Source organism: Klebsiella sp. w6, from assembly GCF_033100215.1.
Classification (GTDB): domain Bacteria; phylum Pseudomonadota; class Gammaproteobacteria; order Enterobacterales; family Enterobacteriaceae; genus Klebsiella; species Klebsiella variicola.
The window spans coordinates 2,071,479-2,091,470 of sequence record NZ_CP136907.1; the positions used below are offsets into that span (position 1 = coordinate 2,071,479).

Genomic DNA, 19,992 nt, shown 5'->3' on the forward strand with positions numbered 1-19,992 from the left:
CTTGGTGGTAATCGCGGTTTCCCTCCGCTTTAGCAAGCCAGTCCGGATTGATCGCCATCAATTCTCGCCCTCTTTCATAGCGTTACCTTCGCTGCAAATCCAGCAATGTCGATTTATCAGAGAGCCGTCAGGCTCCATATCAGGAGAAACCCGATGAGTAAATTCCTGGACCGGTTTCGCTACTTCAAACAGAAGGGTGAAACCTTTGCCGATGGGCACGGCCAGCTTCTAAACACCAACCGGGACTGGGAGGATGGATACCGTCAACGTTGGCAGCATGACAAAATTGTGCGTTCCACTCACGGTGTCAACTGCACCGGCTCATGCAGCTGGAAGATTTATGTGAAAAACGGTCTGGTGACCTGGGAAACGCAGCAGACTGACTACCCGCGCACCCGTCCGGATCTGCCGAACCACGAACCACGTGGTTGCCCGCGCGGCGCCAGCTACTCCTGGTATTTGTACAGCGCGAACCGCCTGAAATACCCGCTGATGCGTAAACGTCTGATGAAGATGTGGCGGGAAGCGAAAGTTCAGCATAGCGATCCGGTTGAGGCATGGGCCTCGATTATTGAAGACGCCGACAAAGCCAAAAGCTTCAAACAGGCTCGCGGTCGCGGCGGGTTTGTCCGCTCCTCCTGGCAGGAAGTGAATGAGCTGATTGCCGCCTCCAACGTCTATACCGTCAAAACTTACGGTCCGGACCGCGTGGCCGGTTTCTCGCCGATCCCGGCGATGTCGATGGTTTCCTACGCCTCCGGCGCCCGTTATCTGTCGCTGATCGGCGGCACCTGCCTGAGCTTCTACGACTGGTACTGCGACCTGCCGCCAGCTTCGCCGATGACCTGGGGCGAACAGACCGACGTCCCCGAATCGGCGGACTGGTATAACTCCAGCTACATTATCGCCTGGGGCTCCAACGTGCCGCAGACCCGTACCCCGGATGCCCACTTCTTTACCGAAGTCCGCTACAAAGGCACCAAAACCGTGGCGATCACCCCAGACTACGCCGAAATCGCCAAACTCTGCGATCTGTGGCTGGCGCCGAAGCAGGGTACCGATGCCGCGATGGCGCTGGCGATGGGCCATGTGATGCTGCGCGAGTTCCATCTCGATAAGCCGAGCCAGTATTTCACCGATTATGTGCGCCGCTATACCGACATGCCGATGCTGGTGATGCTCGAGGAGCGCGACGGTTATTATGCCGCTGGCCGTACGCTGCGCGCCTCCGACCTCGTGGATTCCCTTGGTCAGGAGAACAATCCGGAATGGAAAACCGTCGCCTTTGACGAGAAGGGCGACATGACCGTACCGAACGGTTCCCTCGGATTCCGCTGGGGCGACAAAGGCAAATGGAACCTCGAACAGCGCGACGGTAAAACTGGCGAAGAGATTGAGCTGCGTCTGAGCCTGCTGGGCAGCCATGATGAAGTGGCGAACGTCGGCTTCCCGTACTTCGGCGGCGAAGGTTCTGAGCACTTCAACAAAGTCGACCTCGAAAATATTCTGCTGCACAAACTGCCGGCCAAACGCCTGCAGTTGGCCGACGGCTCCACCGCTCTGGTGACCACCGTTTACGATCTGACCATGGCCAACTATGGCCTGGAACGCGGTCTGAACGATGAAAACTGCGCCACCGGCTACGATGACATGAAAGCCTACACCCCGGCCTGGGCGGAGAAGATCACCGGCGTCTCCCGCGCGCATATCATCCGCACTGCACGTGAATTTGCCGATAACGCCGATAAGACCCATGGTCGCTCGATGATTATCGTCGGGGCGGGCCTCAACCACTGGTTCCACCTCGACATGAACTACCGCGGCCTGATCAATATGCTGGTCTTCTGCGGCTGCGTCGGTCAGAGCGGCGGCGGTTGGGCGCACTATGTGGGCCAGGAAAAACTGCGTCCGCAGACCGGCTGGCAGCCGCTGGCATTCGCCCTTGACTGGCAGCGTCCGGCACGCCACATGAACAGTACCTCGTACTTCTATAACCACTCCAGTCAGTGGCGCTATGAAACCGTGACTGCGCAGGAACTGCTGTCGCCGATGGCGGATAAATCCCGTTACAGCGGCCACCTGATCGACTTTAATGTGCGCGCAGAGCGCATGGGCTGGCTGCCGTCTGCGCCGCAGTTAGGGGTGAACCCGCTGCGTATCGCTGATGAAGCGAAAAAAGCCGGCATGACCCCGGTGGATTACACCGTGAAGTCGTTGAAAGAGGGCTCGATTCGTTTTGCGGCCGAGCAGCCGGAAAACGGCAAAAACCACCCGCGTAACCTGTTTATCTGGCGCTCCAACCTGCTGGGCTCCTCCGGTAAAGGCCATGAGTATATGCTCAAGTACCTGCTGGGTACCGAGAACGGCATTCAGGGCAAAGACCTCGGCAAGCAGGGCGGCGTGAAGCCGGAAGAAGTCGAATGGCGGGATAACGGCCTCGACGGCAAACTGGATCTGGTGGTGACCCTCGATTTCCGTCTGTCGAGCACCTGTCTCTACTCCGACATCGTGCTGCCGACCGCCACCTGGTACGAAAAAGACGACATGAATACCTCGGATATGCATCCGTTTATTCACCCGCTGTCGGCCGCCGTTGACCCGGCCTGGGAATCGAAGAGCGACTGGGATATCTATAAAGGTATCGCGAAGAAATTCTCTGAAGTCTGCGTGGGCCACCTCGGCAAAGAAACCGACGTCGTCACGCTGCCGATCCAGCACGACTCCGCCGCGGAAATGGCGCAGCCGCTGGATGTCAAAGACTGGAAAAAAGGCGAATGCGATCTCATTCCGGGGAAAACCGCGCCGCATATTATTCCGGTTGAGCGTGATTACCCGGCGACTTACGAACGTTTCACCTCGATCGGTCCGCTGCTGGAAACCATCGGCAACGGCGGAAAAGGCATCGCCTGGAACACCCAGAGCGAGATGGACCTGCTGCGTAAGCTCAACTACACCAAGGCGGAAGGCCCGGCGAAAGGCCAGCCGAAGCTGGAAACGGCCATCGACGCCGCGGAAATGATCCTCACCCTGGCGCCGGAGACCAACGGTCAGGTGGCGGTGAAGGCGTGGAAAGCGCTGAGCGAGATCACCGGTCGCGAGCACGCGCACCTGGCGCTGAACAAAGAAGACGAGAAGATCCGCTTCCGCGATATTCAGGCGCAGCCGCGGAAGATTATCTCCAGCCCGACCTGGTCTGGCCTGGAAGATGAACATGTCTCCTATAACGCTGGGTATACCAACGTTCACGAGCTGATCCCGTGGCGGACGCTGTCCGGCCGTCAATCGCTGTATCAGGATCATCAGTGGATGCGCGACTTTGGTGAAAGCCTGCTGGTCTATCGTCCGCCGATCGACACCCGTTCGGTGAAAGCGGTGATGGGCGAGAAGTCCAACGGCAACCCGGAGAAGGCGCTGAACTTCCTGACCCCGCACCAGAAATGGGGTATCCACTCGACCTACAGCGATAACCTGCTGATGCTGACCCTGTCGCGCGGCGGGCCGATCGTCTGGATGAGCGAAGCGGATGCGAAAGATCTGGGTATCGAAGATAACGACTGGATCGAAGTGTTTAACGCCAACGGCGCCCTGACGGCGCGTGCGGTGGTGAGCCAGCGTGTACCGGCCGGGATGACCATGATGTATCACGCGCAGGAACGCATCGTGAACCTGCCGGGATCTGAAATCACCGGTCAGCGCGGGGGGATCCACAACTCCGTCACCCGTATTACGCCAAAACCGACCCACATGATCGGCGGCTACGGCCACCTGGCCTATGGCTTTAACTACTACGGTACCGTCGGCTCCAACCGCGATGAGTTTGTAGTGGTACGTAAGATGAAGAACATTAACTGGTTAGACGGCGAAGGCAACGACCAGGTACAGGAGAGCGTAAAATGAAAATTCGTTCACAAGTCGGCATGGTGCTGAATCTCGATAAGTGCATCGGCTGCCATACCTGTTCGGTGACCTGTAAAAACGTCTGGACCAGCCGGGAAGGGATGGAATACGCCTGGTTCAACAACGTGGAGAGCAAACCTGGCGTTGGCTTTCCGAACGACTGGGAAAACCAGGAAAAATGGAAGGGCGGCTGGATCCGCAAAATCAACGGTAAACTGCAGCCGCGCATGGGCAACCGCGCGATGCTGCTGGGTAAAATCTTCGCCAACCCGCATCTGCCGGGGATCGATGATTACTACGAGCCGTTTGATTATGACTACCAGAATCTGCATAACGCGCCGGAAAGCAAACATCAGCCGATCGCCCGCCCGCGCTCGCTGATCACCGGCCAGCGGATGGACAAGATCACCAGCGGTCCGAACTGGGAAGAGATCCTCGGCGGCGAGTTCGAAAAACGCGCCAAAGATCAGAACTTCGACAACATGCAGAAGGCGATGTACGGTCAGTTCGAAAACACCTTCATGATGTATCTGCCGCGCTTGTGCGAGCACTGCCTGAACCCGGCCTGCGTCGCGACCTGCCCGAGCGGCGCTATCTATAAGCGTGAAGAAGACGGCATCGTACTGATCGACCAGGACAAGTGCCGCGGCTGGCGGATGTGTATCACCGGCTGTCCGTACAAGAAGATCTATTTCAACTGGAAGAGCGGGAAATCCGAGAAATGCATCTTCTGCTACCCGCGTATTGAATCCGGAATGCCGACGGTGTGCTCCGAAACCTGCGTGGGCCGTATCCGCTACCTTGGCGTACTGCTGTATGACGCAGATGCGATTGAAAACGCCGCCAGCACCGAGAACGAGAAAGATCTGTATCAGCGCCAGCTGGATGTGTTCCTCGATCCAAACGATCCAAAAGTGATTGAACAGGCGTTAAAAGATGGCGTACCGCAGGGGGTCATTGAGGCTGCGCAGCAGTCGCCGGTCTACAAAATGGCGATGGACTGGAAGCTGGCCCTGCCGCTGCACCCGGAATATCGCACCCTGCCAATGGTCTGGTACGTGCCGCCTCTGTCGCCAATTCAGTCGGCTGCGGACGCTGGCGAATTGGGTAGCAACGGTATTCTGCCGGACGTGGAAAGCCTGCGTATTCCGGTGCAATACCTGGCGAACCTGCTGACCGCGGGCGATACCCAGCCGGTCCTGCTGGCCCTGAAACGCATGCTGGCGATGCGCCACTATAAACGTGCGGAAACCGTTGACGGCGTCGTCGATACCCGCGCGCTGGAAGAGGTGGGGCTGAGCGAAGCGCAGGCCCAGGAGATGTACCGCTATCTGGCGATCGCTAACTACGAAGATCGTTTCGTGGTGCCGAGCAGCCACCGTGAACAGGCGCGAGAAGCGTTTCCGGAGAAAAACGGCTGCGGCTTCAGCTTTGGCGATGGCTGCCACGGCTCGGACAGCCAGTTCAACCTGTTCAACAGCCGTCGCATCGACGCTATCGACGTGACCAGCAAAACGGAGCCGCACGCATGATTGAACTCGTGATTATGTCGCGTCTGCTCGAATACCCTGACGCTGCCTTATGGCAGCATCAGCAGGAGATGTTCGAGGCGCTCGCGTCATCAGAGAAACTCAGCAAAGAGGATGCCCACGCGCTGGGCGTTTTCCTGCGCGATTTAGTGGCTCAGGATCCGCTGGACGCCCAGGCGGCCTATAGCGAACTGTTTGACCGCGGCCGCGCCACCTCGCTGCTGCTGTTTGAACATGTCCACGGCGAATCCCGCGATCGCGGGCAGGCGATGGTGGATCTGATGGCGCAGTATGAGCGCCACGGTCTGCTGCTTGATAGCCATGAGCTGCCGGATCACCTGCCGCTGTACCTTGAGTATCTGGCGCAACTGCCGGAAGAGGAAGCGCTCGGCGGCCTGCGGGACGTCGCGCCGATCCTTGGCCTGCTCAGCGCGCGCCTGCAGCAGCGCGAAAGTCGCTATGCGGTGCTGTTCGAGCTGTTGCTGAAGCTGGCCAATACCCAGGTCGACAGTCAGAAGGTGGCGGAGAAGATTGCCGACGAGGCGCGCGACGATACGCCGCAGGCGCTGGACGCGGTCTGGGAAGAAGAACAGGTCAAATTCTTTGCCGACCAGGGCTGCGGCGAGTCGGAAATTTCCGCTCACCAGCGTCGTTTTGCCGGAGCCGTAGCCCCGCAATATCTGAATATCTCTAACGGAGGACAGCAATAATGCACTTCCTGAATATGTTCTTCTTTGACATTTATCCGTACATTGCGGGCTCGGTGTTTCTGATCGGCAGCTGGCTGCGCTATGACTATGGCCAGTACACCTGGCGCGCCGCCTCCAGCCAGATGCTGGACCGTAAGGGGATGAACCTGGCGTCGAACCTGTTCCATATCGGCATCCTGGGTATTTTCGCCGGCCACTTCCTCGGCATGCTGACCCCGCACTGGATGTATGAGTCCTTTCTGCCGATCGACGTCAAGCAGAAGATGGCGATGATCGCCGGCGGCGCCTGCGGCGTGATGACCCTGGTGGGCGGGTTACTGCTGCTCAAGCGTCGTCTGCTCAGCCCGCGCGTTCGCGCCACCACCACCGGAGCGGATATTCTGATCCTCTCCTTGCTGATGGTGCAGTGTGCGCTCGGCCTGCTGACGATCCCATTCTCAGCCCAGCATATGGACGGCAGTGAAATGATGAAGCTGGTTGGCTGGGCGCAGTCGGTGGTGACGTTCCACGGCGGCGCGTCACAGCATCTGGATGGCGTGGCATTTATTTTCCGCGTTCATCTGGTGCTGGGCATGACCCTGTTCCTGCTGTTCCCGTTCTCCCGTCTGGTTCATATCTGGAGCGCGCCGGTCGAATACCTGACGCGCAAATACCAGATTGTCCGCGCCCGTCGCTAACTGGCCCGCGACTGCTCACTGACCCCGCCGCGGCGGGGTTTTTTTTCGCCCCAGCCGAGGTTATTCCCTGCGGCGGCAAACAGAATAAGCATCCCGCCAATTAACTGCACAGGGGTCAATGCATGGTGGAAGACCAGATAGTCGACCACCATTGCCACCAGCGGATAAATAAAGGAGAGCGAACCGGTAATGGGCGTCGGCAGTTTCTGTATCGCGCTATATAAAAGCTGATACATGATCCCGGTATGGACGATGCCGAGGATCAGCAGATAGCGCCAGGGGAAGCTGGCCGTCCATTCGGGGGCATGCACCAGCGGCAGCAGCATCACGACGCCAACGAGCACCTGAATAAAGGCGATATGCTGCGCGGGGAGCGGATGCAATTTGCGCGCGATGATGGCGGTCAGGGCATAGAAGAATGCCGCGCCCAGCGCCAGCAAAACGCCGGTGGTAAGCCCCTCTCCATGCGCAGACGTCAGCTCGCTTGACAACAGGATCACTACGCCGCCAAAGGCCAGCAGTAGCCATCCCCATTTCACGGCGCTGACCCGTTCCCCCAGCACCATCCCCATCAGTACCAGCATAAACGGCTGGGTGTTATAGACCACGGTGGCCATACCGATTGAGATCCGCGAATAGGCGGCAAACAGCAGCAGCCAGTTGACGACCAGCGCCGCGCCGCCAATCACTGCCAGAGCGAGAGTGAAACGCGTTAGCCGGCTGAAGGGCTGGCCGCTTAACACGATAAACACCAGTAAGGTTAGCGCGCCAATCAGGCAGCGCCAGAACACCACATCCATCACCGGCAAACCAGAGAGCAGCACGAACGCGCCGATCGAGCCGGAGATTATCATTGCCAGGCTCATTTGCCAGACGCCGCGGGTAAGTTGCATTTTTCACCTCCATCATTTTTCAGTTATTGTGCGAAAAACCCTGACAGGGTGATATGGCTGAATTAAGGTAGAAAGACGCGAATGCCTTTTATAATTAGGTGAAAAACATGAATGACGTACTTGATGAAATTGACCGGGCCATCCTCACTTGCCTGACTCAGGATGCCAGAGTCTCGCTAAAGGTATTGAGCGCGCGAGTAGGGCTGACCTCACCGAGCACGGCCGAGCGGGTGAAGCGCCTGGAGGAGCGGGGCGTCATTCAGGGCTATGGGGCGCGGGTGAATCTCGCCGCGCTGGGCTACAGCCTCCAGGCGCTGGTGCGGGTCCGGCCGCTGCCTGGGCTGCTGCAGAAAGTGGATAAATATATCCAGGCGATGCCGGAATGCATTGAAAGTGACAAAGTGACCGGGGAAGATTGTTTCGTGATGCGCCTCGTGGTGCGCGATATTGCCCAGCTGGATACCCTGCTGGACGGTCTGGCCGAGTATGCGCAGTGTAACACCTCGGTGGTGAAAAGCTCGCCGGTAAAAAGGCGTTTGCCACCGCTGTGAGTTTCCCGGAGGCGGTGCTGCGCACCTGTCCGGGCTTACCAGACGGCGCCACCTGTAGCCTCGCTAAGCGAAGCGCGAGCGAGGGGGTAGCAAAACAGTGCTTGTAGACTCGCTAAGCGAAGCGCGAGCGAGGGGGTAGCAGTACAGGTGGTTGCAGAGAGCGCGAGAATAGAGGGGGAAGGATAACTCGTCGCTATCGCTCCTCGCCCTTCGGGCCGTTGCCTGCGGCAACGTTCTCTCGCTGGCGCTCGAGTCGAACCTTAGTCGAAGCTTCTCATCCTTCCCCGTAGGGTAGAATATAAAATATCGTAGGTTGATTAAGCTGGGCATGACATGGGGAGATGGTGGTGGGGGAAGGATAACTCGTCGCTATCGCTCCTCGCCCTTCGGGCCGTTGCCCTTGGCAACGTTCTCTCGCTGGCGCTCGAGTCGAACCTTAGTCGAAGCTTCTCATCCTTCCCCGTAGGGCAGAATCTAGAATATCGTAGAGTAATTGGATTGCGGTGTTTTTTAAGAGGATGGTGGTGGGGGAAGGATTCGAACCTTCGAAGTCGATGACGGCAGATTTACAGTCTGCTCCCTTTGGCCGCTCGGGAACCCCACCAGGGGTAAAATCACATTGTAGGCTATTCAGCAAAATGAATGGTGGTGGGGGAAGGATAACTCGTCGCTATCGCTCCTCGCCCTTCGGGCCGTTGCCTGTGGCAACGTTCTCTCGCTGGCGCTCGAGTCGAACCTTAGTCGAAGGTTCTTACCCTTCCCGCTAAGTGCAAACATCGTTTACGCTTGTCGGGGAAACCATATCACTGTAGTGAATAATGGTGGTGGGGGAAGGATTCGAACCTTCGAAGTCGATGACGGCAGATTTACAGTCTGCTCCCTTTGGCCGCTCGGGAACCCCACCACGGGGTAATGCTTGGTACTGGCCTGCTTCCTTCTCGGGAAGCGGGGCGCATCATACCAAATGATGCGCCCCTGTAAAGCATTCGTTTGACAAAAATAAACTGGTTGCCTGATTTTTACGCGTAACGCCGTAAAGCTAACCAATTCATTTCTCAGTCGATTAAAGAATAATCGTCCGGTTACCGTAAACGAAGACGCGCTGCGCCAGTACCTGATACAGCGCCCGGCTCAAGACGTTTTTTTCGACATCGCGGCCAGCGCGCATCATATCTTCTGCAGTATAGGTATGATCGACATGAATCACGTCCTGCATGATGATTGGGCCTTCATCCAGATTGTCATTCACATAGTGGGCGGTGGCGCCAATGATCTTTACGCCGCGCTCATAGGCCTGATGATAAGGACGGGCGCCGATAAACGCCGGCAAAAATGAATGGTGAATATTGATGATTTTGTTCGGGAAGCGGGCGACAAACTCCGGGGTGAGGACGCGCATATACTTGGCCAGTACCACGTAATCCGGCTCATGTGCCGCAATGGCATCCCCCATCTGCTTGTCGTGTTCTTCGCGGCTTAACCCTTCGTGACTGACCAGCTCAAACGGAATACCAAAACGCTCCACCAGCGGGCGCAGCGTGTCATGGTTGCCGATAACCGCGGCGATATCGACATCCAGTCCGCCGTAGTTGGCTTTCATCAGCAGATCGCCGAGGCAGTGCGCCTCTTTGGTCACCAGAATGACCACCCGGCGACGGCCTGCCGGATTCAGTTCGCGGATGGAACCTTCCGGTAGGGCGCTATCCAGATCGGCCAGCAGAATAGCGTCGTTAAAAATGCCCTCCAGTTCGGTGCGCATAAAGAAACGACCGGTACGGTGGTCAACAAATTCATTGTTCTGCACAATGTTAAGTTCGTGTTTGTAGCAGATATTGGTGATACGCGCGATGAGGCCTTTCTGATCAGGGCAAATAGTGCGTAGTACTTTACGTTGTAATGAATGCATCGCGAGGAAAATCCTGTAGTGTTTGCAAGCGCTACGGCAGCGTTACTGGCCGCAGCATTTTTTAAATTTTTTACCTGAGCCGCAAGGGCAGGGGTCATTACGACCAATCAGCGGTCGTGTCCCGTCGATATAGTACCACTGTCCATTTTCTTTTAAGAATCTGGAACGTTCAATAATGGCGCCCGGACGGTTATTGTCATTAAAGCGGGCGACAAAGCTGACAAAGCCTTCATTTGGGACTCGCCCTTCATCACTGGCGAATAGGGTTAAACCCAGCCACTCGGTCTGGCTGAACCCCTTCTCCAGCTCGGCGCGAAACGTCTGCGCCTGACAGGACGGATGCCAGGTTTTGATCAGATAGTCGGCATCTTTCATGACGAACGCGCTATAGCGGGAGCGCATAAGCTGTGACGGGCCTGGCGCAAGCTCTGCGCCGGACAGATATCGCTGGCAACATGAGCTATACTCCAGTGCGCTGCCACAGGGGCATAATTGCGACAAAACTGCCTCCATGGAAGAAAGAATTACGGCGCTTCAACGCCAAAGGTGTTTATGTTAACTGAGCCGTGACAATGTTGCCACGCTCAGAGTGGAAGGATAGTTATCAGTAATAATGAGAAAGCTTAAAATTGGTCTGGCGTTAGGGGCGGGAGCTGCCCGAGGATGGTCGCACATTGGCGTCATCAACGCCCTCCGTCGGGCTGGTATCGAGATTGATATCGTCGCGGGGTGTTCTATCGGTTCGCTGGTAGGGGCGGCGTATGCCTGCAACCGGCTCCCGGCGCTCGAGTCATGGATCTGCTCATTCAGCAACTGGGATGTCCTGAAGCTGATGGACCTCTCCTGGCGACGTGGGGGCCTGCTGCGCGGTGAAAAGGTATTCAATCATTACCGTCGTATTATGCCGGTGACCGATATCGAACGCTGCGAGCGTCGGTTTGCTGCCGTCGCGACCAATTTAAGTACCGGCCGGGAACTGTGGTTTACTGAGGGCGATCTGCATTTAGCCGTTCGAGCCTCCTGCAGCATGCCTGGACTGATGGCGCCGGTGAGGCATAATGGTTACTGGCTGGTCGATGGCGCAGTGGTCAACCCGGTTCCCGTGTCGCTGACGCGGGCAATGGGGGCCGATATCGTGATTGCCGTTGACCTGCAACATGATGCCCATCTCATGCAGCAAGATTTATTTTCCCTCGAAACGCCGCGGCCGGAAGCTGAAGAGAAGGAGGGCCCATGGCATACTCGTCTGCGCGCGCGATTGACGCAAATGAGCTCCCGTCGTACGGCCGTGACGCCGACGGCGATGGAGATCATGACCACGTCTATCCAGGTTCTGGAGAACCGTCTTAAACGCAACCGCATGGCGGGTGACCCGCCGGATATCCTGCTGCAGCCATACTGTCCGCAAGTGTCGACGCTCGACTTCCATCGCGCAGGAGAGGCGATTGCCGCGGGCCAATTGGCCGTGGAAAAGAAAATGGATGAACTATTACCCTTAGTGCGTACAGCGGTTTGACGTACAAGTACCTGACTTAAGTAAAATCTGACAGGCGATAGTGAGAATAGCGTGCCACTATTGAATTATCGTCAGCCAGGGGAGATATCATGACGCAGCCATTGGCGGGAAAACAGATTCTGATAGTTGAAGACGAACCCGTTTTCCGCTCACTCTTGCATGGATGGCTGGCCTCGCTGGGAGCAACGACCTGGCTGGCGGAAGATGGCATGGATGCCCTGCATAAAATGACTGAGGTGCGTCCGGACCTGATGATTTGCGACATTTCAATGCCGAGAATGAACGGTCTGGAACTGGTTGAGACGCTGCGTAACCGCGGCGAGCAGCTACCGATACTGATGATTTCCGCCACCGAAAACATGGCGGATATAGCCAAAGCGTTACGGCTGGGCGTCCAGGATGTGCTGTTAAAACCGGTGAAAGATTTCGATCGCCTGCGTGAGACCGTTTATGCCTGCCTGTATCCCGCGATGTTTAGTTCACGTGTGGAAGAGGAAGAGCGTTTATTTGAGGACTGGGACGCGCTGGTCAGTAATCCGACCGCCGCATCGAGACTGCTGCAGGAGCTACAGCCTCCGGTGCAACAGGAAATGTCACATTGCCGCATTCATTATCGACAGCTGGTATCGGCGGATAAGCCGGGGCTGGTGCTCGATATTGCGCCGCTCTCGGAAAATGATTTGGCTTTCTATTGTCTGGATGTCACACGAGCAGGGGATAATGGCGTGCTGGCGGCTTTATTACTGCGCGCGCTATTCAATAGCCTGTTGCAAGAGCAACTGGCGCATCAGGGGCAACGGCTACCTGAAATGGGGAGTCTGTTAAAACAGGTCAATCAGTTACTCCGCCAGGCGAATCTTCCCGGTCAGTTCCCTTTGCTGGTGGGTTATTACCACAGTGGACTGAAAAATTTAATTCTGGTGTCCGCAGGGCTCAATGGCACGTTGAATACCGGTGAGCATCAAATTCAGATAAGTAATGGCGTTCCTTTAGGGACGCTGGGCGATGCCTATCTTAACCAAATTAGCCAGCGCTGCGCCTCATGGCAGTGCCAAATTTGGGGGGCCGGGGGGCGTTTACGCTTAATGTTGTCTGCGGAATGAGCAATTGCGTTTATATCTAAGCAGACGGCATTACCTGCAGCCCTATACTGGTGGTACCATCGAGCAGTTTTATGCGTAAAAGTCCTAATTCGAGGCTATCGGAACCTTTTCAGACCAGTGAATACGCGGTTGACTGATATACTCGACACGTTATTTGTAACGAGAAGTTTAAAAAACAAACAGTCCAGGAGATTTCAATGGCTGCCCTTAATTCTAAAGTCAGAAAAGCGGTTATCCCGGTAGCGGGATTAGGCACCAGGATGCTGCCTGCCACCAAAGCAATTCCAAAAGAAATGCTGCCGCTGGTAGATAAGCCGTTAATTCAGTACGTTGTTAATGAATGTATCGCTGCAGGAATTACTGAAATTGTTCTGGTAACGCACTCATCGAAAAACTCTATCGAAAACCATTTCGATACCAGTTTCGAGCTGGAAGCGATGCTGGAAAAACGTGTAAAACGCCAGCTTCTGGAAGAAGTGCAGTCTATTTGCCCGCCGCACGTGACAATTATGCAAGTTCGTCAGGGCCTGGCGAAAGGCCTTGGTCACGCCGTGCTGTGCGCCCATCCGGTAGTGGGTGATGAGCCGGTAGCGGTTATTCTGCCAGACGTTATTCTGGACGAATTTGAGTCCGATCTGAGCCGTGATAACCTTGCGGAGATGATCTCTCGTTTTGATGAGACTGGCGCCAGCCAGATTATGGTTGAGCCTGTCGAGGATGTGACCGCGTATGGCGTGGTCGATTGCAAAGGCGAATCCCTGAAGCCGGGCGAAAGCGTGCCGATGGTGGGCGTGGTCGAGAAGCCAAAAGCTGACGTTGCGCCGTCCAACCTGGCGGTAGTGGGGCGCTATGTCCTCAGCGCAGATATTTGGCCGCTGCTGGCGAAGACCCCTCCGGGCGCCGGTGATGAAATTCAGCTGACTGACGCGATTGATATGCTGATCGAGAAAGAAACGGTTGAAGCTTATCATATGAAGGGCAAGAGCCATGACTGCGGCAATAAGCTTGGCTACATGCAGGCGTTTGTCGAATATGGTATTCGTCACAAGACGCTTGGTGACGATTTTAAAGCCTGGCTGGAAACCGCGGTGACGAAGTAATCCGCAGCGCGATTAAAAGCCAGAAACCGGGAGCGCGTCAGCGACTCCCGGTTTTGTTTATCGAGCCTGAGGGCAAAAAAAATCCCGCCGGAGCGGGATTTTTAATATTGCGACAACGAAGATTAGATCAGGAAATCGTCCAGTGATTTACCTTGTTCGTCCATTGCTTTTTTGATCACCGCAGGAGTACGGCCCTGGCCAGTCCAGGTTTTGGTTTCGCCGTTTTCGTCTACATAGCTATATTTAGCCGGACGTGCAGCACGCTTAGTTTTGGTACCGGCTTTAACGGCAGCCATAGTGCTCAGCAGTTCATTCGGGTCAATACCGTCAGCAATCAGCATTTCACGGTATTGCTGCAGCTTACGCGTACGCTCTTCAATTTCTGCTGCGGCGGCGTTTTCTTCTTCACGGCGCTCGTTAACAACGACTTCTAATTTTTCCAGCATTTCTTCGAGCGTTTCAAGGGTGCATTCTCTTGCCTGCGCACGAAGAGTACGGATGTTGTTCAAAATTTTAAGTGCTTCGCTCATTGTAGTAATCTCAAACTTATATTGTGGGGTGGTTTGTTGAACTAATAATAGAGCGATAAAATGCGTTGTGCAATAGGGGAGAATGTAAGGAATTCAAAATTACTGGTTATTTGTCGCGGGAATTAATTAATTTAAGTTAAAATTCTCGTGCCGCTTCACATCTTTGCTCCTTATAGCCATGAGCAGGGGGCCAGCTAAAACACTGAGACCATATGCTTTTTCTGAGGTCCAGTGAGAAAAATTATCCTTTGCATGGGTAAATAACCCTCGTCAGTATTAGCGCATTTTTGGTTACGCGCCTTAATATAAAACAACCCGCAAGCCCGCTTATAGTGCATGGATACTGGTCCTATAAGCACGAAAAGACAATGGTTACCTCACCGATAGCGTAACGGGGCGTACAAATAATGGCCCTGTAAATTCAATTCATCCACGTCACCCTTTCCGTTTCCATGCCCTTCAGCGCTGCGACAATACCCCTGCGGAAAGGGCGGCTGTACGCCTAAAATATGGTACAATCGCCGCCGCGATAAAACACTTTGATTGGGGTCACGCAGCCGATGGCACAACTTTATTTCTACTACTCTGCAATGAATGCAGGTAAGTCGACCGCTCTGTTGCAATCTTCGTACAATTACCAGGAGCGGGGGATGCGTACCATCGTTTATACCGCTGAGATAGATGACCGCTTCGGTGCTGGAAAAGTCAGCTCGCGTATCGGCCTCTCCTCGCCGGCCCGGTTGTATAATCCGCAGACGTCGCTATTTAACGATATTGCGGCAGAGCACAAGCTTAAGCCGATTCACTGCGTGCTGGTGGATGAAAGCCAGTTTCTGACGCGCGAACAGGTTCATGAGCTGTCCGAAGTTGTCGATACACTGGATATTCCGGTGCTGTGCTACGGACTGCGGACGGATTTTCGCGGCGAGCTCTTTACCGGTAGCCAGTATTTGCTGGCATGGTCCGATAAACTGGTGGAGCTGAAAACCATTTGCTTCTGCGGCCGTAAGGCGAGCATGGTGCTACGTCTCGATCAAGAGGGGCGACCTTATAATGAAGGCGAGCAGGTTGTCATCGGCGGCAATGAGCGGTATGTGTCCGTCTGTCGTAAGCATTATAAAGAGGCGCTGAGCGTGGGTTCTTTAACCCAGGTACAAAACCAGCGTTATTCCTGCTGAGTCGCTCAGAAGCTCATACAGGCGCCTGTGGGCGCCTTTTTTATACTCTGGAAGGCTGGAGCTCGGGATTGGCTGACAAGCAGGCATAAAAAAGCCCCGTCAGGTGACGGGGCTTGCAGTGTGTTTACCGTTGTTGATTAAGCGGATTTCTTCGCTTTTTTCTCAGCTTTCACCGGAGCCGCGTCGGTTTTCGCAGCAGTTTCGCCTTCGACGAACTCGCGGCCGTAGTAGGTATCCAGCAGAATCTGTTTCAGTTCGGAGATCAGCGGGTAGCGCGGGTTAGCGCCGGTGCACTGGTCATCGAATGCATCTTCAGACAGCTTATCAACGTTAGCCAGGAAGTCAGCTTCCTGAACGCCAGCTTCGCGGATAGATTTCGGAATTCCCAGCTCAGCTTTGATGCTTTCCAGCCATGCCAGCAGTTTCTCGATCTTCGCTGCGGTGCGGTCGCCCGGTGCAGAGAGACCCAGATGATCGGCGATTTCAGCGTAGCGACGACGAGCCTGCGGACGGTCGTACTGGCTGAACGCAGTCTGCTTGGTCGGGTTGTCATTCGCGTTGTAGCGAATAACGTTGCAGATCAGCAGGGCGTTGGCCAGACCGTGCGGAATATGGAACTGAGAGCCCAGTTTGTGCGCCATGGAGTGACACACCCCGAGGAAGGCGTTCGCAAACGCGATACCGGCGATAGTCGCAGCACTGTGTACGCGCTCACGGGCAACCGGGTTCTTGGAACCTTCGTGGTAGGAAGCCGGCAGGTACTCTTTCAGCAGTTTCAACGCCTGCAGAGCCTGGCCGTCAGAGAACTCAGAAGCCAGCACGGAAACGTAAGCTTCCAGGGCGTGAGTCACCGCATCCAGACCACCGAACGCACACAGCGATTTCGGCATATCCATCACCAGGTTGGCATCGACGATGGCCATATCTGGGGTCAGCGCGTAGTCTGCCAGCGGATATTTCTGACCAGTTGCGTCATCGGTCACTACGGCGAACGGCGTCACTTCAGAACCGGTACCGGAGGTGGTGGTGATGGCGACCATCTTGGCTTTGACGCCCATTTTCGGGAACTTGTAGATACGTTTACGGATATCCATAAAGCGCAGCGCCAGTTCTTCGAAGTGGGTTTCCGGATGTTCGTACATGACCCACATGATTTTCGCCGCATCCATCGGGGAACCGCCGCCCAGCGCGATGATGACGTCTGGTTTGAAGGAGTTCGCCAGATCGGCACCTTTACGTACGATGGTCAGGGTCGGGTCAGCTTCAACTTCAAAGAAGACTTCGGTTTCAACGCCCGCTGCTTTCAGTACGGAAGTGATCTGATCGGCATAGCCGTTGTTGAACAGGAAGCGGTCAGTCACGATCAGCGCGCGTTTGTGACCATCAGTAATCACTTCATCCAGTGCGATTGGCAGGGAGCCACGACGGAAGTAGATAGATTTCGGAAGTTTGTGCCACAACATGTTTTCAGCTCGCTTAGCAACGGTTTTCTTGTTGATCAGGTGTTTCGGACCAACGTTTTCAGAGATGGAGTTACCACCCCAGGAACCACAACCCAGAGTCAGGGAAGGCGCGAGTTTGAAGTTGTACAGGTCACCGATACCACCCTGAGAAGCCGGGGTGTTGATCAGGATACGTGCGGTTTTCATCATCTGGCCGAAGTAAGCCACGCGAGCCGGCTGGTTGTCCTGGTCGGTGTACAGGCAAGAGGTGTGACCGATACCGCCCATGGCAACCAGTTTTTCTGCTTTGGTGACCGCGTCTTCGAAATCTTTCGCACGATACATCGCCAGCGTCGGAGACAGTTTTTCGTGAGCAAACGGTTCACTTTCGTCAACGTTGGTCACTTCGCCAATCAGGATCTTAGTCGTAGCCGGAACGGTGAAGCCTGCGAGTTCCGCGATTTTTGCCGCTGGCTGACCAACGATAGCAGCGTTCAGCGCGCCATTTTTCAGGATGATGTCCTGAACCGCTTTCAGCTCTTTACCCTGCAGCAGATAGCCGCCGTGGCTGGCGAAACGTTCGCGAACCGCGTCATACACTGAATCAACGACGACAACAGACTGCTCAGAAGCACAGATAACGCCGTTATCGAAGGTTTTAGACATCAGAACGGAAGCAACAGCACGTTTGATATCAGCCGTTTCATCAATGACCACCGGGGTGTTACCGGCACCAACGCCGATAGCTGGTTTACCGGAGCTGTACGCCGCTTTCACCATACCTGGACCACCGGTCGCAAGGATCAGGTTGATGTCCGGGTGATGCATCAGCGCGTTAGACAGTTCTACGGACGGCTGATCGATCCAGCCGATCAGGTCTTTCGGCGCGCCAGCCGCGATGGCAGCCTGCAGTACGATATCAGCCGCTTTGTTGGTGGCTTCTTTTGCACGCGGGTGCGGAGAGAAAATGATGGCGTTACGTGTCTTCAGGCTGATGAGCGATTTGAAGATGGCTGTTGAAGTCGGGTTAGTGGTCGGTACGATACCGCAGATGATGCCGATCGGTTCAGCGATAGTGATGGTACCAAAGGTGTCGTCTTCTGACAGGACGCCACAGGTTTTTTCATCTTTATATGCGTTGTAAATGTATTCGGAAGCGAAGTGGTTTTTGATCACTTTGTCTTCAACGATGCCCATGCCGGATTCGGCAACGGCCATTTTAGCGAGAGGGATTCGAGCATCTGCAGCGGCCAGAGCGGCAGCGCGGAAGATTTTATCGACTTGTTCTTGAGTGAAACTGGCATATTCACGCTGGGCTTTCTTGACACGCTCAACAAGCGCGTTCAGTTCAGCGATATTAGTAACAGCCATAATGCTCTCCTGATAATGTTAAACTTTTTTAGTAAATCAGTCGCTCGATTCGACATTATAGACAGGCTGTTAACAGCTTGCATGTAAATGTTTATGTAGAAAAATCAGGACACTGTTTTACCGATTTACTAAAAAAGCTCTATTACTTTAACTTTCAGGTCATGCTGCCTTCCACTCTGTTGGTGTCATCAAGATTACTCACTTCTGAGTACAAAATACGTGATTTAGATCAAGTATTGGCGTGGCTGATACCTTTCAGCTGGCTGCTTTTTAACCGATTCGATCAAGTGTAATGGAAGGGTTTTGAAATTAAAAAAACGATTAGCATTAAAGCTACAAATAACTAACATTCGATACATATCACCGGGTTATGCATATTTATAATGAATATTGCATGCAAAAAGCGTATGTTTCGCGCAGTTATTTTATGCTGTTAATAGTCAACCGCCAATTTTGATGATGCTGCGGAGCCCATTGTGACTCAACCACTGTTCGATTTTGCTACCTATTTCAAGTTTTTCATTGGCTTATTTGCCCTGGTCAACCCGGTCGGCATCATTCCGGTGTTTATCAGTATGACCAGCTACCAACCGGCAGCGGTGCGCAACAAGACCAACCTGACCGCAAACCTGTCGGTGGCGATCATCCTCCTGACGTCGTTGTTTCTCGGCGATGGCATTCTGCAGATTTTTGGCATCTCGATTGATTCCTTCCGCATTGCCGGCGGCATCCTGGTGGTGACCATTGCGATGTCGATGATCAGCGGCAAGCTCGGCGAAGATAAGCAGAACAAGCAGGAGAAATCGGAGACGGCGGTCCGGGAGAGCATCGGCGTCGTGCCTCTCGCGCTCCCCTTAATGGCCGGACCGGGGGCAATCAGTTCAACTATTGTCTGGGGCACCCGATATCATTCCTGGGTGCACCTGGTCGGGTTCTCACTGGCGATAGCGGTATTCGCTCTTTGCTGCTGGGGCATTTTCCGAATGGCGCCGTGGCTGGTTCGTCTGCTGGGACAGACGGGAATCAACGTCATCACCCGTATCATGGGGTTGCTGCTGATGGCCCTGGGGATCGAGTTTATCGTAACCGGTATTAAAGCGCTGTTCCCCGGACTGCTTAATTAGTGGAACACCATGCAAGCGTGGAGGATTCACTTCGCGCTTGCGCGATTATTAGCAAAACCTATTAACCAGCGCGAGATCGGCTGTTGAGATAACGTTTTGCGATAATATCTTTAAATTCATATTTTTCATTAAGATATCTGTTTTTGTTCATTGTTTTCCCCTCACGCTCTTCCTGCCTGCGATGTTATTTTCTTCACATCATTCTCTGGCACTTGCTGTCGGATCATCGAAATGATATTAGTAATTTTAACAAGGCAGTAGATGAATGTGCTAAAAAGTAACCTGTTGTTAAATTTTTGTACAAAAAAGCATCTTTTAGCCGATACTCGATTCTCAACGCGATTAAAAAATCATATCACTATGATTAACAATGATATTTTTTTGTCGGTAGTCCGCGAAGATCTTGAGCATCGCGGGCAATATCGGCGATAAAAGAGAATCCGGTAACATATTTGCAAATTGCAT

16 protein-coding genes, 2 tRNA genes and 3 other RNA genes are annotated in these 19,992 nt (G+C 54.5%); 11 read left to right on the forward strand and 10 right to left on the reverse strand.

The features are described 5' to 3' along the window. Nucleotides 1–153: 153 nt before the first annotated feature. The 4 genes from R0140_RS09970 to narI are packed head-to-tail and all read left to right on the forward strand — an operon-like array spanning nt 154 to nt 6,813. Nucleotides 154–3,897: a nitrate reductase subunit alpha gene (locus tag R0140_RS09970; RefSeq protein ID WP_012967818.1), complete on the forward strand. Its 3,744-nt coding sequence runs from the start codon at nt 154–156 to the stop codon at nt 3,895–3,897. Then, nucleotides 3,894–5,429 carry a nitrate reductase subunit beta gene (gene narH / locus R0140_RS09975; RefSeq protein ID WP_002910193.1) on the forward strand — a complete coding sequence of 512 codons (1,536 nt, stop codon included), beginning with the start codon at nt 3,894–3,896 and terminating at the stop codon, nt 5,427–5,429. The genes R0140_RS09970 and narH overlap by 4 nt, the downstream gene beginning before the upstream one ends. Further along, complete coding sequence (gene narJ, locus R0140_RS09980; protein ID WP_012541353.1) at nt 5,426–6,136, forward strand: nitrate reductase molybdenum cofactor assembly chaperone; 711 nt, start codon at nt 5,426–5,428, stop codon at nt 6,134–6,136. The genes narH and narJ overlap by 4 nt, the downstream gene beginning before the upstream one ends. After that, nucleotides 6,136–6,813 carry a respiratory nitrate reductase subunit gamma gene (gene narI / locus R0140_RS09985; protein ID WP_002910189.1) on the forward strand — a complete coding sequence of 226 codons (678 nt, stop codon included), beginning with the start codon at nt 6,136–6,138 and terminating at the stop codon, nt 6,811–6,813. Before narJ ends, narI begins: the two co-directional genes overlap by 1 nt. On the opposite strand, the gene R0140_RS09990 is transcribed toward narI, so the two are convergent. Next, a complete protein-coding gene (locus R0140_RS09990) occupies nt 6,810–7,706 on the reverse strand; it encodes a DMT family transporter (protein ID WP_012541354.1) in 897 nt (298 codons plus the stop codon). The genes narI and R0140_RS09990 overlap by 4 nt on opposite strands. Before the next feature lie 107 nt (nt 7,707–7,813). On the opposite strand from R0140_RS09990, the gene R0140_RS09995 reads away from it, so the two are divergent. Continuing rightward, nucleotides 7,814–8,257: an Lrp/AsnC family transcriptional regulator gene (locus R0140_RS09995; protein ID WP_004152249.1), complete on the forward strand. Its 444-nt coding sequence runs from the start codon at nt 7,814–7,816 to the stop codon at nt 8,255–8,257. Between the two features lie 166 nt (nt 8,258–8,423). Here R0140_RS09995 and R0140_RS10000 read toward each other — a convergent pair. The 7 genes from R0140_RS10000 to R0140_RS10030 all read right to left on the reverse strand — a co-directional run bounded on the left by R0140_RS10000 (nt 8,424) and on the right by R0140_RS10030 (nt 10,664). Continuing rightward, nucleotides 8,424–8,556, reverse strand: a non-coding RNA gene (locus R0140_RS10000) — RtT sRNA. A gap of 43 nt (nt 8,557–8,599) precedes the next feature. Then, a non-coding RNA gene (locus tag R0140_RS10005) (RtT sRNA) lies at nt 8,600–8,732 on the reverse strand. 44 nt (nt 8,733–8,776) lie between these two features. Continuing rightward, nucleotides 8,777–8,861 (reverse strand) — tRNA-Tyr (locus R0140_RS10010). A gap of 39 nt (nt 8,862–8,900) precedes the next feature. Then, nucleotides 8,901–9,033: non-coding RNA, RtT sRNA (locus R0140_RS10015), on the reverse strand. A 43-nt stretch (nt 9,034–9,076) separates the two neighbouring features. Further along, nucleotides 9,077–9,161 (reverse strand) — tRNA-Tyr (locus tag R0140_RS10020). Nucleotides 9,162–9,320: 159 nt separating this feature from the next. Next, nucleotides 9,321–10,163: a formyltetrahydrofolate deformylase gene (gene purU / locus R0140_RS10025; RefSeq protein WP_004203178.1), complete on the reverse strand. Its 843-nt coding sequence runs from the start codon at nt 10,161–10,163 to the stop codon at nt 9,321–9,323. A gap of 42 nt (nt 10,164–10,205) precedes the next feature. Then, entirely contained in the window at nt 10,206–10,664 is a 459-nt protein-coding gene (locus R0140_RS10030) for a YchJ family protein (protein WP_008804406.1), read from the reverse strand. Between the two features lie 112 nt (nt 10,665–10,776). Here R0140_RS10030 and rssA point away from each other — a divergent pair, with 112 nt between their 5' ends. The 3 genes from rssA (at nt 10,777) to galU (ending at nt 13,882) form a co-directional block, all read left to right on the forward strand. Then, nucleotides 10,777–11,679 (forward strand): patatin-like phospholipase RssA, encoded by a 903-nt coding sequence (rssA, locus tag R0140_RS10035; RefSeq protein ID WP_008804407.1) that lies wholly within the window; start codon nt 10,777–10,779, stop codon nt 11,677–11,679. Between the two features lie 89 nt (nt 11,680–11,768). After that, a complete protein-coding gene (gene rssB, locus R0140_RS10040) occupies nt 11,769–12,782 on the forward strand; it encodes a two-component system response regulator RssB (protein ID WP_008804408.1) in 1,014 nt (337 codons plus the stop codon). 197 nt (nt 12,783–12,979) lie between these two features. Next, nucleotides 12,980–13,882 carry a UTP--glucose-1-phosphate uridylyltransferase GalU gene (galU, locus tag R0140_RS10045; RefSeq protein ID WP_008804409.1) on the forward strand — a complete coding sequence of 301 codons (903 nt, stop codon included), beginning with the start codon at nt 12,980–12,982 and terminating at the stop codon, nt 13,880–13,882. Nucleotides 13,883–14,004: 122 nt separating this feature from the next. On the opposite strand, the gene hns is transcribed toward galU, so the two are convergent. Further along, nucleotides 14,005–14,412, reverse strand: coding sequence for a histone-like nucleoid-structuring protein H-NS (gene hns, locus R0140_RS10050; protein ID WP_002910103.1), 408 nt, complete (start codon nt 14,410–14,412; stop codon nt 14,005–14,007). 560 nt (nt 14,413–14,972) lie between these two features. Here hns and tdk point away from each other — a divergent pair. Beyond that, nucleotides 14,973–15,590 carry a thymidine kinase gene (gene tdk, locus R0140_RS10055; protein WP_008804410.1) on the forward strand — a complete coding sequence of 206 codons (618 nt, stop codon included), beginning with the start codon at nt 14,973–14,975 and terminating at the stop codon, nt 15,588–15,590. A 137-nt stretch (nt 15,591–15,727) separates the two neighbouring features. On the opposite strand, the gene adhE is transcribed toward tdk, so the two are convergent. After that, nucleotides 15,728–18,403, reverse strand: a complete 2,676-nt coding sequence (gene adhE, locus R0140_RS10060; RefSeq protein WP_008804411.1) for a bifunctional acetaldehyde-CoA/alcohol dehydrogenase — start codon at nt 18,401–18,403, stop codon at nt 15,728–15,730. A 77-nt stretch (nt 18,404–18,480) separates the two neighbouring features. Here adhE and R0140_RS10065 point away from each other — a divergent pair, with 77 nt between their 5' ends. Both R0140_RS10065 and R0140_RS10070 read left to right on the forward strand, forming a co-directional pair. Further along, on the forward strand, nt 18,481–18,696 hold the full coding sequence (locus R0140_RS10065) for a hypothetical protein (RefSeq protein ID WP_012541357.1): 216 nt from the start codon (nt 18,481–18,483) through the stop codon (nt 18,694–18,696). Nucleotides 18,697–18,879: 183 nt separating this feature from the next. After that, nucleotides 18,880–19,527, forward strand: a complete 648-nt coding sequence (locus R0140_RS10070; protein ID WP_008804412.1) for a YchE family NAAT transporter — start codon at nt 18,880–18,882, stop codon at nt 19,525–19,527. The last annotated feature ends 465 nt before the right edge of the window (nt 19,528–19,992 follow it).